We start from the raw sequence: 14,607 nt of genomic DNA, 5'->3' as shown, positions 1-14,607 counted from the left end.
CGTCGACCCATGACGTTCCGGACGCCCGTGCTAGAGAAACGGGCATAAACGGGCACGGCAGAGGCGGCGAAGAGCCTGGTGAAGCGCCCGCGCGTGCTTGTACAAACGACGCACGGGCCCGAACGGACTCGACGGACTCGAAGGGCCCGGGCGCGGAACAGCGCAACAGCACACACCCAGGGATGACTGCCATGGACACCGAGGAACGCCGGCGGGGGATTCTCGAAGCCGCGCGCGCCGACGGAGCGGTCGAGGTCAACGTCCTCGCCGAGCGTTTCCGGGTGGCCAAGGAGACCATCAGGCGCGATCTGCACGCACTGGAGGAGCACGGCCTGGTCCGCCGGACGCACGGCGGGGCCTATCCGGTCGAGAGCGCGGGCTTTGAGACCACGCTCGCCTCCCGCACCCTGCGTCATGTGCCGCAGAAGTCCCGGGTCGCCGCGGCCGCCGCCGAACTGCTCGGCGACGCGGAGACCGTCTTCGTCGACGAGGGCTTCACCCCGCAGCTCGTCGCCGAAGCCCTGCCCCGGGACCGCGCGCTGACCGTGGTCACCGCCTCCCTGACGGTGGCGACGGTCCTCGCGGACGCCGAGAAGATCACCGTACTGCTGCTCGGCGGCCGCGTACGCGGCGGCACCCTGGCGACCGTCGACACCTGGACCACCCGGATGCTCGCGGACTTCGTCATCGACCTGGCGTACATCGGAGCGAACGGCATCTCCCGCGAATACGGGCTCACCACCCCCGACCCGGCGGTCGCCGCCGTCAAGTCCCAGGCCATGCGCAGCTCACGACGCCATGTGTTCGCCGGCATCCACGCCAAGTTCGGCGCGGTCAGCTTCTGCCGGTTCGCCGACGTCGGCGAGTTCGAAGCCATCGTCACCGACGCGGCGCTGCCCGCGGCCGAGGCCCAGCGCTACTCGCTGCTCGGCCCGCAGGTCATCCGCGTCTGACCACACCGCCGCCGCACCGGCGGCACACCGCCACAACCACATCCGGCAAAACCCCCGGCGCCGCCGGGGGCAGGACCGAGCCTTCCCTAAAACGCCACCCCCGCCTTCCTGATCGAGCCGCTACCAGACATTCAGGAGATCTCATGTCCGTACGGAGAAGAGCACACACGGGCCGCACCAGAGCAGTGCAGACAGCCGCGGCAGCCGCCGCCATCGCCCTCCTCGCCGGCTGCGCCGGCGCGGGCGGCGCGGCCGGAGGCGGGGGCGGCGACGGCCTCAATGTGCTGATGGTCAACAACCCCCAGATGGCCGACCTGCAGAAGCTCACCGCCGAGCACTTCACCAAGGACACCGGCATCAAGGTCAACTTCACGGTGCTCCCCGAGAACGACGTCCGCGACAAGATCAGCCAGGACTTCGCCAACCAGGCCGGCCAGTACGACGTCGCCACCATCAGCAACTACGAGGTGCCGTTCTACTCCAAGAACGGCTGGCTCCACGCCCTCGACGACTACGTCGAGGAGGACAAGGAGTTCGACCAGTCCGACATCCTCCCGCCGCTGCGCGACTCCCTCACCGCCGACGGCAAGCTCTACGCCCAGCCGTTCTACGGCGAGTCGTCCTTCCTGATGTACCGCAAAGACGTCTTCGACAAGCACGGGCTGACCATGCCCGACGAGCCCACCTGGCAGGAGGTCGCCGACCTCGCCGCCAAGGCCGACCGGGCCGAGAGCGATATGAAGGGCATCTGCCTGCGCGGACTGCCCGGCTGGGGCCAGCTCGTCGCCCCGCTCACCACCGTCGTCAACACCATGGGCGGCACCTGGTTCACCGAGGACTGGAAGCCCCGGCTCACTTCGCCGGAGTTCACCAAGGCCACCGAGTTCTACGTCGACCTGGTGCGCAAGCACGGCCAGGCGGGCGCGGCCCAGTCCGGCTACACCGAGTGCCTCAACAACATGACCCAGGGCAAGACCGCCATGTGGTACGACGCCACCGCCGCCGCCGGATCGCTGGAGGCCGCGGACTCCCCGGTCAAGGGCAAGATCGGCTATGTGCCCGCGCCGGTCGAGAAGACGAAGAGCTCCGGCTGGCTCTACACCTGGGCCTGGGGCGTGCAGAAGGCGTCCAAGAAGACCGACGACGCCTGGAAGTTCATCTCCTGGGCCTCGGGCAAGAAGTACGAGCAGCTGGTGGGCGAGCAGCTCGGCTGGGACAAGGTGCCCGCCGGCAAGCGGAGCTCCACCTACGCCAACCCCGACTACCGCAAGGCTGCCTCGGCGCACGCCGACGTCACCGAGGAGGCCATCGCCAGCGCCGACGCCAAGAGCCCCGGAGTGCAGCCGCGCCCCGCGCCCGGCATCCAGTTCGTCGGGATACCGGAGTTCACCGACCTCGGCACCAAGGTTTCCCAGGAGATCAGCGCCGCGATCGCCGGACGCCAGTCCGTCGCGGAGGCCCTCCAGAAGTCCCAGAAGCTCGCCGAGAAGGTCGCCGAGGAGTACCGATGAGCACCCTCGCGGCCCCCAGGGAGGCCGCCCCGCCCGCCGGTCCGCCGCCTTCGGGCGGCGGGCCCGGCGGGGGACCGGGACCGCGCCGCGGCACAGTCAGGGCCTGGGCGACACGCGCGCCGCTGCTGCCCGCGCTGGTCTTCCTGATCGCCGTCACACAGCTCCCCTTCGCCGCCACCCTCGTCATCTCGCTCTTCGACTGGAATTCCCTCAGCCCCGACGAGCGGGCGTTCGCGGGCTTCGCCAACTACGCCGAGGTGTTCACCGACGCATCGCTGCGTGAATCGGTGCTCACCACAGTGCTGCTCACCGCGAGCGTGGTGATCGTCAGCGTGGTCCTCGGGCTGCTGCTGGCGCTGCTCCTCGACCGCACCTTCGCCGGGCGGGGCATCGTCCGCACCCTGCTGATCACCCCGTTCCTGATCGTCCCCGTCTCCGCGGCGCTGCTGTTCAAGCACGCCCTCTACAACCCCGAGTACGGGCTGCTCAACGGCGTCTGGAGCTGGCTCGCCTCCCTCTTCGGCAGCGACCGCCCCGCCCAGCCGGACTGGATCTCCGACATGCCGCTGACCGCGGTCGTCGCGGCGCTGGTGTGGCAGTGGACGCCGTTCATGATGCTCATCCTGCTGGCCGGGCTGCAGAGCAGGCCCGCGGAGATGATGGAGGCGGCACGGCTCGACGGCGCGGGCAACTGGCAGACGTTCCGCTATCTGACGCTGCCGCATCTGCGCCGCTACCTCGAACTCGGCATCCTGCTCGGCTCGATCTACATCGTGCAGAACTTCGACGCCGTGTTCACCCTCACCTCCGGCGGGCTGGGCACCGCCAACCTGCCGTACACCATCTACCAGACCTTCTACCAGGCCCATGAGTACGGGCTCGCCTCGGCGGCCGGGGTCGTGGTGGTGCTCGGCACGATCGTGATCGCCACCTTCGCGCTGCGCGTCGTGTCGTCCCTGTTCAGCGAGGAGGTCTCCCGCTCATGACCGCCGTGTCCCTCCCGCCTGGCGGCCGTGCGGCCGCCCTCGCCGCCCGGCGGGCACGCCGGCGCTCCGCCGCGCTCGGCGTGCTCGCCTGGGCCGCCGGGATCGGCTTCTGCCTGCCCGCCCTGTGGATGGCGGTGACCTCGCTGCACTCCGAGACCGACGCCGCCGCCAACCCGCCCGCCCTGACCGCCTCCCTCACCCTCGACGGCTACCGGGCGTTCTTCGGCGCGGACGGCGGCTCCACGCCCTGGCCGTCGCTGCTCAACTCGCTCAGCGCGTCCGTCCTGTCCACCGTCCTCGTGCTGCTGCTGGCGCTCCCGGCCGCGTACGCCCTGTCCATCAGGCCCGTACGCAAGTGGCGGGATGTGATGTTCTTCTTCCTGTCGACGAAGATGCTGCCGGTCGTCGCCGGGCTGCTGCCGGTCTATCTCTTCGCCAAGAACGCCGGGCTGCTGGACAACATATGGCTGCTCGTCATCCTCTACACCTCGATGAACCTGCCGATCGCGGTGTGGATGATGCAGTCCTTCCTGGCGGATGTGCCGGTCTCCATCATCGAGGCCGCACAGGTCGACGGGGCGCGGCTGCCGACCGTACTGGCCCGGGTGGTCGCCCCCGTAGCCGCCCCCGGCATCGCCGCCACCGCGCTGATCTGCTTCATCTTCAGCTGGAACGAACTTCTCTTCGCCCGGGTGCTCACCGGCGTCGCCGCCCAGACCGCACCCGTGTATCTGACCGGATTCGTCACCAGCCAGGGCCTGTTCCTCGCCCAGCTGTGCGCCGCGTCCGTCGTCGTGTCCCTGCCGGTGCTCGCCGCCGGCTACGCCGCCCAGGACAAGCTCGTCCAGGGCCTCTCCCTTGGAGCTGTGAAATGAGGGCAGCGATCGTCGAAGCCCCCGGCAAGGTCTCGGTCACCACCGTCCCCGACCCGTCCCCCGGGCCGCGCGAGGTGGTGGTCCAGGTGGCCTCCTGCGGGCTGTGCGGCACCGATCTGCACATCCTGCAGGGTGAGTTCGCCCCCACTCTGCCGATCGTGCCCGGCCATGAGTTCGCCGGCGAGGTCGTCGCGGCCGGCGCGGACGTCACCGAGGTGTCCCTCGGCGACAAGGTCGCCGTCGACCCCTCCCTGCACTGCCACGAATGCCGCTACTGCCGCGCCGGCCGCGGCAACCTCTGCGACCGCTGGGCCGCCATCGGCGTCTCCGTCGCCGGAGGCGCGGCCGAGTACGCCGTCGCGCCCGTCGCGAACTGCGTCAGGCTGCCCGACCACGTCGACGTCGCCGACGCCGCGCTGATCGAGCCGCTGTCCTGCGCGGTGCGCGGATACGACGTGCTCTCCGGCACCCTCGGCGCGGAGGTCCTGATCTACGGCTCCGGCACCATGGGCCTGATGATGCTGGAGCTCGCCAAGCGCACCGGCGCGGCGAGCGTCGACGTACTCGACGTCAACCCCGACCGGCTGGCCACCGCCGGGCTGCTCGGCTGCTCCCGCTCGGCCGCCCGCGCCGAGGAACTGGACCGCGGCCCGCGCGGCTGGGACGTCGTCATCGACGCCACCGGCAACGCCGCCGCCATCCAGGACGGCCTCGGCCGGGTCGCCAAGGGAGGCACCTTCCTCCAGTTCGGGGTCTCCGACTACGCGACCACCGCCGTCATCGAGCCGTACCGCATCTACAACCAGGAGATCACCATCACCGGCTCCATGGCCGTCCTGCACAGCTTCGAACGGGCCGCCGCGCTCTTCGCCGCAGGGGTGCTCGACCCGGCCGTCTTCATCAGCGACCGGCTGCCGCTGGAGCAGTACCCCGAGGCCATGGAGCGCTTCAAGGCAGGCCAGGGCCGCAAGATCGTGGTCCAGCCGTGACCGGTGGCTCCGACGCCGTACTGGTCCTCGGCGAGGCGCTGATCGACCTGATCCCCGTGCCCGGCGCCCCCGGCGCGCTGTCGGCCCAGCCGGGCGGAGCCCCCGCCAATGTCGCCGCCGGGCTCGCCCGACTGGGCACCCCCGTCGCCTTCGCCGGGACGCTGGGCGGCGATGCGCTCGCCGGTCTGCTTCAGGAACGGCTGAGCACGGCCGGAGTCGATCTGAGCCTGTGCGGCCGCTCCGCGCTGCCTACCCCGCTCGCGGTCGCCGACCCGGCCGCGCACGGCAACGGCTACCGCTTCCACCTCCAGGCCACCGCGGCCTTCCAGCTGCCGCAGCGGACCGCTGACGTCGCGCGCTTCGGCGCCGTGTACGCGGGCGGGCTCGCCGCCGTCGTCGAACCGGCGGCCCGCGCCGTCGCCGAGACTGCGCGTGCCGCGGCCGCCGGGAACAGCCTGCTGGTCGTCGACCCCAACGTCCGCGCCGACCGCACCCTCGACCCGCTGCGCGGGCCGCGGCTGCTGCGCGAGTTGTGCGCCCTCGCCCATGTCGTCAAGGCGAGCGACGAGGACCTCGCGCAGCTCTGGCCGCACCGCGATCCGCGGGGGAGCTGCCGGGCTCTCGCGGCGCGGGGCAGGCTGGCGGTGCTCACCCGCGGCGCCGACGGCAGCACCGGGTATCTGCCGGACGGGAGCGAGGTCCATGTGCCCGCCGTGCGCGTCGACGTGGTCAACACCATCGGCGCGGGCGACGCCTTCACCGCGGCCCTGCTGAGCCGGCTCGCCGGCCTGCGTCCCGGGCGGCTCGGGCAGCTCACTGCCCGTCAGGCCGCGGAGATGCTGTCGTTCGCCGCGCGGACGGCTGCGGGGGTCTGCGCGCAGGAGGGGACGGATGTCGTACCGCCCGGAGCCGTGACGTCCTGACGGCGTCGGCCGTCGGGCCCGGCCGCGCCTCGGGCGCGTGCTGCCGGGGCCGCCCGGCCGGTTCCCGAACCCGGAACTCTGCCCCCAGACCTGATGCGGGGCTCCGCCCCGGACCCCCGCGCCTCAGTCTCCCCCCGGCTCCTCCCCCAGCCACCGCTGGGAGGTGCCCCCAGGGGCACCCCCACGGGGCTGGATTTCTGGCCCTTGTGCCTCAACCGCCGACGGGCTTGATGTGCGGCACTCCTGGGTGGTGTCCCGCCGAGTGGTGCAGCCGGTCAGCCTGGGCGGTTTCGCAGGCGGCGGCAGATTCGGCCCGCGCGCCCGGCGGCCTCCGCCACCCTGGCCGGCTCGCGCGGCGGCGCGGAGCTTCCGCCGGGCCGGCCGATCACAGGGCGTCCGGACCAGTGCGGTCCGGATGGCCACACCACTCGCGTGGCCACCCTCCTGGCATGCCAATCGGCGGCGGGGCTGAGATCCGGCGCGGCCGAATGGAGCCCGTTGGGGCCACCTCCATGGGGTACCCCTGGGGGCACCTCCGCGGGGTGCCCCCGGACGGAGTCTGGGGGAGGTGGCCGGGGGAGCTTGCGGACACGACCGGAGGCCGTACAGGGCGCGGCGGCGCGAAGCTGCCGCACCCTGGGGCGCGGGGCGTCATCCCCGCAGGCCCTACCCCCCCGGAGGTGGCTGGGGGCGGAGCCCCCGTTTCGGGAAGGGGGGCCCAGGGCGTGGGGGAACCCCACCGCGGGCCCGGGCGGGGCGCAGAGTGAACCGCATGTGCGCCGTGACTGAACCCTTGTCATGCTCCCTGTGCCGGACCTAAGTTGGCCGATTGCGAGATGACCAACGCCAGTGGGGGAGCCCTGACATGGCCGCTACCGGTCGACACCGCCGAGTCCAGCCGAGCCGTTTCCATCGCGCGTCCCTCACTGTCACGGCGGCAGGCGGTGCGGGCATGGCCCTGCCCCTGATCGGTGCGGGGACCGCGCACTCCGCGTCCGTGGACGTCTGGGAGAAGGTCGCCGCCTGTGAATCCAGCGACGACTGGTCGATCAACACAGGCAACGGCTACTACGGGGGCTTGCAGTTCAAGCAGTCCACCTGGGAGGAGTACGGCGGACGGCAGTACGCCCCGCGTGCCGATCTCGCCACCAGGGACCAGCAGATCGCCGTGGCCGAGCGGGTGCTCAAGGGGCAGGGGCCGGGCGCCTGGCCGGTCTGTTCGGTGCGGGCGGGACTGACCCGCGGCGGTGACGCCCCGGACGTCTCCGCCCAGTCGGGCGGCTCCAGGCCGGGGGCCGACGCCGAAACACGCGAAGGGCGCGAAGAGCGGGAAGCGCGCGAAAAGCGGCGTCAGGCCGCGTCGGCCGCCTCGCCCACCTCCGTGCCGACACGGCGTGAGGGCTATACGGTCGCCAGGGGCGACTCCCTCTCCAAGATCGCTGAGGCCAGGCGGGTCAGCGGCGGCTGGCCGCGGCTTTACCGCGACAACCGCTCGGTCGTCGGCGACGACCCCGATCTGATCTTCCCCGGCCAGCGGCTGACACTGCCCGGCGGCAGGAGCGCCGGCCGTGCCGCGGAGGAGCGGCCTGTGGCGCAGGGGCAGCCGAAGGCGAAGGAGAAGCAGCAGCCCGAAAAGCGCGCCAAGCCCGGGGAACAGCCCACGACGCAGCCGAAGGCCCCGCCCGGGGCAGCGCCGGAGGCAGAGCGCGGGCAGGCGGCGAAGCCCGTACGGGACGACGCCCCGGCAGGGAGCGGCACTCTGTCCGCCCCCGTCGAGGCGGGCCCCGGCACCCCCTACCGCAAGGCCGGCGCGGCCTGGGCGAGCGGCTACCACACCGGTGTGGACTTCCCGGTGCCCACCGGCACCGCCGTGAAGGCCGTCGCACCCGGCCATGTGGTCTCCGCCGGCTGGGAGGGGCCGTATGGCTATCAGGTCGTCATCCGGCACATGGACGGCAAGTACAGCCAGTACGCGCATCTGTCCGCGCTGAACGTGCGCCCCGGCCAGCAGGTCAACAGCGGCCAGCGGATCGCCCGCTCAGGATCCACCGGCAACAGCACGGGACCGCACCTGCACTTCGAGGTGCGCACGGCCCCCGGGTACGGCTCCGACATCGACCCCCTCGCCTACCTCAGGTCGGGCGGCGTCGCCGTCTGACCGCGACGGCCTGGACGGCGGCCGTCGGGCCGGGTGTTCCGACGGCTGCGCCGGCAGCCGCACGGCACGCAGCCGCTGCCGCGTCAGCATGATCAGACCCGCGGCCGCTACCGCCCCCGACGTCAGCGCCAGCATCGCGCCCGGCGCCCCGAACCGGAATGTCTCGCCGAACAGCGTCACCCCGACCGCCGTGGCCGCCACCGGGTTGACCACGGTCACCGTGGCCAGCGGGGCGGTGAGCCCCGCACCGCGGTAGGACGCCTGGGACAGCAGCAGTCCGCCCACGGCCAGCACCGCCATCACCAGCAGGCTCGGCCACTGCGCCAGCGGGGCGCTCCACGACCAGTCGACCGACACCGTCTTGGTGAACACGGACGCGATGCCGAAGGCGGCGCCTGCCGCGCCCGCCAGCAGCACGCTGCGCACCGCGCCGCGGTGCACGCCCTGGGCCAGCAGGAACAGCAGCGCCACCCCGCCCAGCGTGGCCGCCGCCAGCAGCCCGCGCTCCGCGCCGTCCAGCGAACGGGAGCCGACGGGACCCGTCAGGGCCAGCAGCCCGGCGAGCCCCGCCGTCGCCACCAGCGCTCCGCGCCAGGCGGCGGCCGGGGCTCTGCGCCGTACGAACAGCGCCGCCATCGGCAGCGCGAAGACGATCGTCAGGGCTCCGAGCGGCTGCACCGCGCTCAGCGGCCCGTACGCCAGAGCCAGCACATGCAGCACCGCGCCGAGCCCGTTCAGCCCCACGGCCGCCCACCAGCGCCTCTGGTGCAGCGGGGCGTAGGGGTGGGCGGGGCTGGTCGCAGCCACCCGCTCCTGGAGGATCGCCCCGCCCGCATAGGCGAGCGCGGAGAGCAGGGACAGCAGTACGGCCGGCGCGAGGGTACTCATGGGCACCACGATGTCCCCTGTCGGCCTTCACGTCGTCGTCCTTGAGCAGGCACTTGAACATACTGCCGACGTAGTACGGGAGTATGTCCGCAGTCCCCCTCCCGGCGGGGGCGCGGGCCGGGCCATGGCACGTGCCCGGACCCGTCCGACGTGAACGGCGGTGTCCCACCAGTATCCGGCGCACGCCTGAGGCTCGCTCGCCGCACGCCCGAGGACCGCAAGGCTCCCCTGTGCCGGGGGACTGGCCAAGATCATCCATCGGGTCCGGACGGCGGATGCCAGCGGTTGTCAAGGGAACGGGCGGCGCATGCGGGCATTTGGCCGAATACTTGAGCACTCAGTAAAGTTTCACTCTTGGAACTACGGCGTACGAGTGACAGAGGAATCGGCAACCCGCGATGACGGCGACTGACGAAAGCCCGGCACCGGCATACGGCCCGGGCATCGACCCCGAGCGGCTGGCCGTCTGTCTCGGCGTGCTCGAAGAGCTGGACAAACTGGAGATCGACCACCCGGACGCGATCGCCGTGCGCCGGGCCACCGCGGGCATCTACCGCACCGTGAAGCAGCGCCGCAGGCAGGAGCGCCGGGCCGCCAAGACCGCCCACGACCGGGCCGTCACCGAGGCCACCGCCACCGGCTCGGCCGACCGCATCGACGACGAGACCCAGGGCCTGCTGCCCACCTCGTCGGTCGTCGGGGAGATCGCGGGCATACTCCAGCGCCCCCGTTCCTGCTATATCTGCAAGACCCGCTACACCGAGGTCGACGCCTTCTACCACCAGCTGTGCCAGAAGTGCGCCGCCGAGAACCGCGCCCGCCGCGACGCCCGCGCCGATCTGACCGGCAGGCGCGCCCTGCTCACCGGCGGCCGCGCCAAGATCGGCATGTATATCGCGCTGCGGCTGCTGCGCGACGGCGCGCACACCACCGTCACCACCCGCTTCCCCAAGGACGCGATCCGCCGCTTCAAGGCGATGCCGGACAGCGATGAGTGGATTCACCGGCTCAAGATCGTCGGCATTGATCTGCGCGACCCGGCGCAGGTCGTCGCCCTCGCCGACTCGGTGGCCGCCGAGGGGCCGCTGGACATCCTGATCAACAACGCCGCGCAGACCGTGCGCCGCTCCCCGCAGGCATACAGCGAGCTGCTCGCCGCCGAGGCCGCCCCGCTGCCCGCGGGCGAGCTGCCCGTCTCCGAGGTGATCGGCGCCTTCGGCAGCGGCGCGCAGGCCGCGCTGCCCGCCGGCGGCGGCGAGAAGCTGTCCGCCCAGGACGTCGCCGAACTGGCGCTGGTCACCGGCTCAGCGTCCCTCGCCAGGATCGAGGCGGGCACCGCGATCGACGCCGGCGGCCTGGTCCCCGATCTGCAGGACACCAACAGCTGGGTCCAGACGGTCTCCGAAGTGGAGCCCATCGAGCTGCTTGAGGTCCAGCTCTGCAACTCCACCGCGCCGTTCATCCTGATCAGCAAGCTCCGCCCGGCGCTCGCCGCCTCCTCCGCCCGGCGCACCTATGTCGTCAACGTCTCAGCGATGGAAGGCGTCTTCAGCCGCGGCTACAAGGGTGCGGGACACCCGCACACGAACATGGCCAAGGCCGCGCTGAACATGCTCACCCGCACCAGCGCCCAGGAGATGTTCGAGACCGACGGCATCCTGATGACCGCGGTCGACACCGGGTGGATCACCGATGAGCGCCCGCACCCGGACAAGATGCGCTTGGCGGACGAGGGTTTCCACGCTCCGCTCGATCTGGTCGACGGCGCGGCCCGCGTCTACGACCCGATCGTACGGGGCGAGGCCGGCGAGGATCTGTACGGCTGCTTCCTCAAGGATTACGCCCCCGCCAACTGGTAACTCGTCCGTCACACAAGACGCACACCACCCAAGTTCCTCATAGGTTCAACGGACCGTTCAACGGACCATAGGGCAACTGGCCGGAATTGAGCAGATTTACAGGCCCCATCGAGCGGGGGCGCGCTCATTTGGTTAGTCTTGGGTGGACGGACGGCCTCCAAGGGATCCACGAAGCCCCCTCGGCCGTCCTGGGACAGGCCTGAAAGCAGGCCGCGGTCCCGCCAGCAACGGCGCCACCGCGACCGAACTGCCCCTGTCCCCTTACGCGACACAGAGGAGTGCGCGGTGACGACAGAAGTGACGAAGCATGACAAGCGCCCACCGGAAGGCGCCGACGAGCAAGCCCGTCAGCCGGAGGAGCTCAACAGCCTCGATGTATGGGCCCGGTCGGCGCCCATCCGGCTGGCCGGTTACGAAGACGACCTCGCTGAGCCCCACATCCTGCCCGGCGTCGACTGAGAGCGCGGTGCTTCCGCTTTTCGCAGTTTCGCAGTTTCGTACCCCCTGGCCCCGGAGCCAGGGGGTACGGCCGTCCGGGTGAACCGGCCAGGCTCGGCGCGCCGACGGCGGCTCAGCGGCGGCTCAGCCGGTTTTCGGCCATGGTCGGGGGCGTGCCGGGGCTCAGCGCAGCCGCGTCGGGCGGAGGAAGTCGCGCACATAGGTGCGGTGCCACCAGGCGCCGGTGGTGCGCAGCTCGCGCCAGGTGGTGAAGCGGTAGTGGAACAGCCGGGCGCGCACGTACACCGGCGGGGCGTCGGGGAAGGGATTGCGGGCGAGCAGCCGCAGGGTGTCGCGGTCGCCGTCCAGCAGGCGTGCCGCGAAGGGGCCGAACCAGGGGCGGGCATAGGCGGGGGACAGGGCCGCGAACCACATCATCCAGTCCAGCCGCAGATGGTACGGGGCGTACTGGCGCGGCAGCCGGCGGACGTCGGTGGGCTTGCCCTTGAAGCCGTACTCGCGCCACACCGTGCCCTCATGCAGCACCCGCTCATCCGTGCCCTCGACGACGACCTCGAAGCGGATCCGGCCCACCGAGCCGAACGCGCCATAGGCGTTGACCAGATGGAAGGGGTCGAAGGAGCGGTTCATCGCCTGATGGCGGGAGAGCAGATTGCGCGCCGGCCGGTAGCTGAGCAGCAGCACCCCGGCGGCGACCGCGATGACGACGGCCTCGTACCAGAGCGGGGGCCGCGGCAGCGACGGGGGCGCCGCCAGGGCCGAGAAGTCCACCGCGCAGAGCGCGAGTGCGATCGTCAGCCAGTTCAGCCAGGAGAAGTTGCCGGACAGCACCAGCCACAGCTGGGTGAGCACCATCAGCCCGGCGGCCGCGGACGCCACCGGCTGCGGGGTGAACAGCAGCACCGGGACCAGCAGCTGCGTCACATGGTTGGCGGCGGCCTCGACGCGGTGCAGGGGGCGCGGCATCCGGTGGAAGAACCAGCTCAGCGGCCCCGGCATCGGCTGGGTCTCATGGTGGTAGTAGAGGCAGGTCAGATCCCGCCAGCATTGATCGCCGCGGATCTTGATCAGCCCCGCGCCGAACTCCACCCGGAACAGCACCCACCGCAGCAGCCAGAGCACCAGCACCGGCGGCGCGGTCCGCTCGTTGCCCAGGAAGACGGCGAGGAACCCCGTCTCCAGCAGCAGCGACTCCCAGCCGAAGCCATACCAGGTCTGCCCCACGTTGACGATGGACAGATACAGCGCCCACAGCGCCGCCCACCAGGCCATCGCCGCCCACAGCGGCACATCGTCGGCCGCCCCGGCCGCGAGGGCGGCGGCGAGCGCGCAGCCGGTCCAGGCGACCGCGGCGAAGAAGCGGTCGGAGTAGTGGAGATGGAACAGGCTCGGCATCTGCCGCGGCGACGTGTGCCGCAGATAGTCGGGGACGGGCAGCATGCCCCGCTCACCGATCAGCGCCCGGAACTGGAGCGCCGCGGTGAGGAACGCGATCAGATACACACCGGCGAGAGCCCGCTGGAAGATCAGCCGACTCAGCCAGTAGTCACCATCCGTGAACCATTCCATCACTCCCAGTATCGGTCTGCGGCGATGCTCCGCAGAGCACGGCCGAGCCGGCGGGCGTAAAGCCGCTGGAGCACGGGGACGATCGGGCCCGCCAGCCGGGTGTACCAGACGGCGGGGCGGCTGAAGGCGGTGACGGTGAACCACACCGCGCCGTCCTCGCGGAGCTCGACGGTGAACGACTCCTCGCCGCGCTCCGGGTGCCCGGTCAGCGTTCCATAGGCGAAACCCGTGCGGTCCGGCCCGTACGCCGTCCACACCACCTCGCACGGAGCGCTCAGCCGCAGCGGGCCGAGGCCGGCCGACACCGTGAGCCGTACGCCGGGCTCCGCCCGCACCGCGTCGGCGTCCACCCGGACGCCCGACTGACGGTGCATCCGCCAGGTGGTGACCGCGGCGCCCGCCGCCTCGAAGCTGGAGCGGCCGTGTCCGATCCGCTCGGTGTGCCGGAGGTGGGAGTAGCCGGCGGGCAGCGGCTCATGGCGGGTGGCGCCGACCTCGGCGTAGCCGAGCACGCGCGTGTCCCGGTCGGCACGGGGCCCGCGGCGGGCGCGGCTGAAGCGGTGGGGGCGGTGGGGGCGGTGGGAGAGGTTCATACGGGGGTTTCCTTGAGTCGTCGCCAGGCGAGCAGCGAGCAGAGCGCGAAGCCGAGGGCGTTGCCGAGGCCGTGGGTGGCGGCCATCCAGGTCAGGTTCGGGTGGGGGAGGCCGGTGGCCTCGCCGACCGCCCAGCTCAGGGCGAGCAGCATGGTGGCCGCCAGGACCGCCGCCGAGACGGTCAGCAGCGTGCGGGTGACCCGGTCCCGTCCGCCGGTCCGGATGTCGCGCCAGGTCAGCACTGCCACCGTCCACATGCCGGCGGTCAGGACGAGCGCTCCGGCCAGCTCGGCCCAGTCGTCGATGAAATAGCCGGCCAGCACGAGCAGTGTGCCCAGCGGCACGCTGAACGCCGCGAACCGCGCTCCCGGTCCCGCCGCGGTGCGGCAGACGAGCCCCGCCACGAGGGCGGCCGCGAAACCGGCGTAGTGGAAGTGCGGCACCGTCAGGGCCAGGATCTCCAGGCTGAAGCCGAACAGCTCATGGCCCGCACGCTCCGCTGTCAGCGCCGCCCCCGCCACCGAGGGGGCGGTCAGGGCGGCGAGCACCGCCGACTCGGCCGCCGCGAGGGAGCGGCTGCGCGCCAGCCTGCGGGCGGCGGCCGCGGCCGGCAGCAGGGTGCCGATCGCGTATACGGCGGCAAGGGCCGTCGCCGCCGCCGAACGCGGGAGCCACAGCGCGACCGCACCGCACACGGCGAACAGCGGCCATATCCGCCGAATGGGCGCGAGCCCCTCGGAGTCGATCAGACGCAGCCCGGCGGGCACCACGAACAGCATGCCGAGCATCACGATCAGGTTGACCAGCACGGACATATCCATCCCACCCCGGGCTTTGAACGTGT

Annotated in this window: 13 protein-coding genes; 9 read left to right on the top strand and 4 right to left on the bottom strand. The window is 71.9% G+C overall.

Annotated features, from left to right (window positions below):
• Positions 1-191: 191 nt before the first annotated feature.
• The 7 genes from OF819_RS04085 (at position 192) to OF819_RS04055 (ending at position 8,395) form a co-directional block, all read left to right on the top strand.
• The gene (locus OF819_RS04085) at positions 192-953 is read left to right on the top strand and encodes a DeoR/GlpR family DNA-binding transcription regulator (RefSeq protein WP_267242072.1); all 762 of its coding nucleotides are present in this window, start codon (positions 192-194) and stop codon (positions 951-953) included.
• Between the two features lie 143 nt (positions 954-1,096).
• Positions 1,097-2,464, top strand: coding sequence for an ABC transporter substrate-binding protein (locus tag OF819_RS04080; protein WP_267241928.1), 1,368 nt, complete (start codon positions 1,097-1,099; stop codon positions 2,462-2,464).
• Positions 2,461-3,450, top strand: coding sequence for a carbohydrate ABC transporter permease (locus OF819_RS04075; protein ID WP_267241927.1), 990 nt, complete (start codon positions 2,461-2,463; stop codon positions 3,448-3,450). The genes OF819_RS04080 and OF819_RS04075 overlap by 4 nt, the downstream gene beginning before the upstream one ends.
• Positions 3,447-4,325, top strand: coding sequence for a carbohydrate ABC transporter permease (locus OF819_RS04070; RefSeq protein ID WP_267241926.1), 879 nt, complete (start codon positions 3,447-3,449; stop codon positions 4,323-4,325). Before OF819_RS04075 ends, OF819_RS04070 begins: the two co-directional genes overlap by 4 nt.
• Positions 4,322-5,314: a zinc-dependent alcohol dehydrogenase family protein gene (locus OF819_RS04065; protein ID WP_267241925.1), complete on the top strand. Its 993-nt coding sequence runs from the start codon at positions 4,322-4,324 to the stop codon at positions 5,312-5,314. The genes OF819_RS04070 and OF819_RS04065 overlap by 4 nt, the downstream gene beginning before the upstream one ends.
• Positions 5,311-6,237, top strand: coding sequence for a PfkB family carbohydrate kinase (locus OF819_RS04060; protein ID WP_267241924.1), 927 nt, complete (start codon positions 5,311-5,313; stop codon positions 6,235-6,237). Before OF819_RS04065 ends, OF819_RS04060 begins: the two co-directional genes overlap by 4 nt.
• A gap of 865 nt (positions 6,238-7,102) precedes the next feature.
• Complete coding sequence (locus tag OF819_RS04055; RefSeq protein ID WP_267241923.1) at positions 7,103-8,395, top strand: transglycosylase family protein; 1,293 nt, start codon at positions 7,103-7,105, stop codon at positions 8,393-8,395.
• Here OF819_RS04055 and OF819_RS04050 read toward each other — a convergent pair.
• Positions 8,276-9,283: a DMT family transporter gene (locus OF819_RS04050; protein ID WP_267241922.1), complete on the bottom strand. Its 1,008-nt coding sequence runs from the start codon at positions 9,281-9,283 to the stop codon at positions 8,276-8,278. The genes OF819_RS04055 and OF819_RS04050 overlap by 120 nt on opposite strands.
• 398 nt (positions 9,284-9,681) lie before the next feature.
• Between OF819_RS04050 and OF819_RS04045 the strand changes: the two genes are divergently transcribed.
• Together OF819_RS04045 and OF819_RS04040 are read left to right on the top strand one after the other, a co-directional pair.
• On the top strand, positions 9,682-11,142 hold the full coding sequence (locus OF819_RS04045; RefSeq protein WP_267241921.1) for an SDR family NAD(P)-dependent oxidoreductase: 1,461 nt from the start codon (positions 9,682-9,684) through the stop codon (positions 11,140-11,142).
• A gap of 285 nt (positions 11,143-11,427) precedes the next feature.
• Positions 11,428-11,601, top strand: coding sequence for a hypothetical protein (locus OF819_RS04040; RefSeq protein ID WP_267241920.1), 174 nt, complete (start codon positions 11,428-11,430; stop codon positions 11,599-11,601).
• Between the two features lie 162 nt (positions 11,602-11,763).
• Here the strand turns inward: OF819_RS04040 and OF819_RS04035 are convergent, their stop codons facing one another.
• The 3 genes from OF819_RS04035 to OF819_RS04025 are packed head-to-tail and all read right to left on the bottom strand — an operon-like array spanning position 11,764 to position 14,578.
• A complete protein-coding gene (locus OF819_RS04035) occupies positions 11,764-13,170 on the bottom strand; it encodes a lipase maturation factor family protein (protein ID WP_267241919.1) in 1,407 nt (468 codons plus the stop codon).
• Positions 13,170-13,763, bottom strand: coding sequence for a DUF1990 family protein (locus OF819_RS04030; protein WP_267241918.1), 594 nt, complete (start codon positions 13,761-13,763; stop codon positions 13,170-13,172). Before OF819_RS04030 ends, OF819_RS04035 begins: the two co-directional genes overlap by 1 nt.
• Positions 13,760-14,578: a YndJ family protein gene (locus OF819_RS04025; RefSeq protein ID WP_267241917.1), complete on the bottom strand. Its 819-nt coding sequence runs from the start codon at positions 14,576-14,578 to the stop codon at positions 13,760-13,762. Before OF819_RS04025 ends, OF819_RS04030 begins: the two co-directional genes overlap by 4 nt.
• Positions 14,579-14,607: the final 29 nt, after the last annotated feature.

This window comes from Streptomyces sp. PR69 (assembly GCF_026420845.1).
Classification (GTDB): Bacteria; Actinomycetota; Actinomycetes; order Streptomycetales; family Streptomycetaceae; genus Streptomyces.
The sequence above is the reverse complement of the archived record's forward strand: the minus strand, read 5'-3'. Positions and strand labels throughout refer to the sequence as shown.

Excerpts from the sequence above, each read along its gene's own strand:
- OF819_RS04070 (WP_267241926.1), top strand. The coding sequence starts at position 3,447 with ATGACCGCCGTGTCCCTCCCGCCTGGCGGCCGTGCGGCCGCCCTCGCC.
- OF819_RS04085 (WP_267242072.1), top strand. The coding sequence starts at position 192 with ATGGACACCGAGGAACGCCGGCGGGGGATTCTCGAAGCCGCGCGCGCC.
- OF819_RS04025 (WP_267241917.1), bottom strand. The coding sequence starts at position 14,578 with ATGTCCGTGCTGGTCAACCTGATCGTGATGCTCGGCATGCTGTTCGTG.
- OF819_RS04035 (WP_267241919.1), bottom strand. The coding sequence starts at position 13,170 with ATGGAATGGTTCACGGATGGTGACTACTGGCTGAGTCGGCTGATCTTC.
- OF819_RS04045 (WP_267241921.1), top strand. The coding sequence starts at position 9,682 with ATGACGGCGACTGACGAAAGCCCGGCACCGGCATACGGCCCGGGCATC.
- OF819_RS04050 (WP_267241922.1), bottom strand. The coding sequence starts at position 9,283 with ATGAGTACCCTCGCGCCGGCCGTACTGCTGTCCCTGCTCTCCGCGCTC.
- OF819_RS04080 (WP_267241928.1), top strand. The coding sequence starts at position 1,097 with ATGTCCGTACGGAGAAGAGCACACACGGGCCGCACCAGAGCAGTGCAG.
- OF819_RS04030 (WP_267241918.1), bottom strand. The coding sequence starts at position 13,763 with ATGAACCTCTCCCACCGCCCCCACCGCCCCCACCGCTTCAGCCGCGCC.
- OF819_RS04055 (WP_267241923.1), top strand. The coding sequence starts at position 7,103 with ATGGCCGCTACCGGTCGACACCGCCGAGTCCAGCCGAGCCGTTTCCAT.
- OF819_RS04075 (WP_267241927.1), top strand. The coding sequence starts at position 2,461 with ATGAGCACCCTCGCGGCCCCCAGGGAGGCCGCCCCGCCCGCCGGTCCG.
- OF819_RS04065 (WP_267241925.1), top strand. The coding sequence starts at position 4,322 with ATGAGGGCAGCGATCGTCGAAGCCCCCGGCAAGGTCTCGGTCACCACC.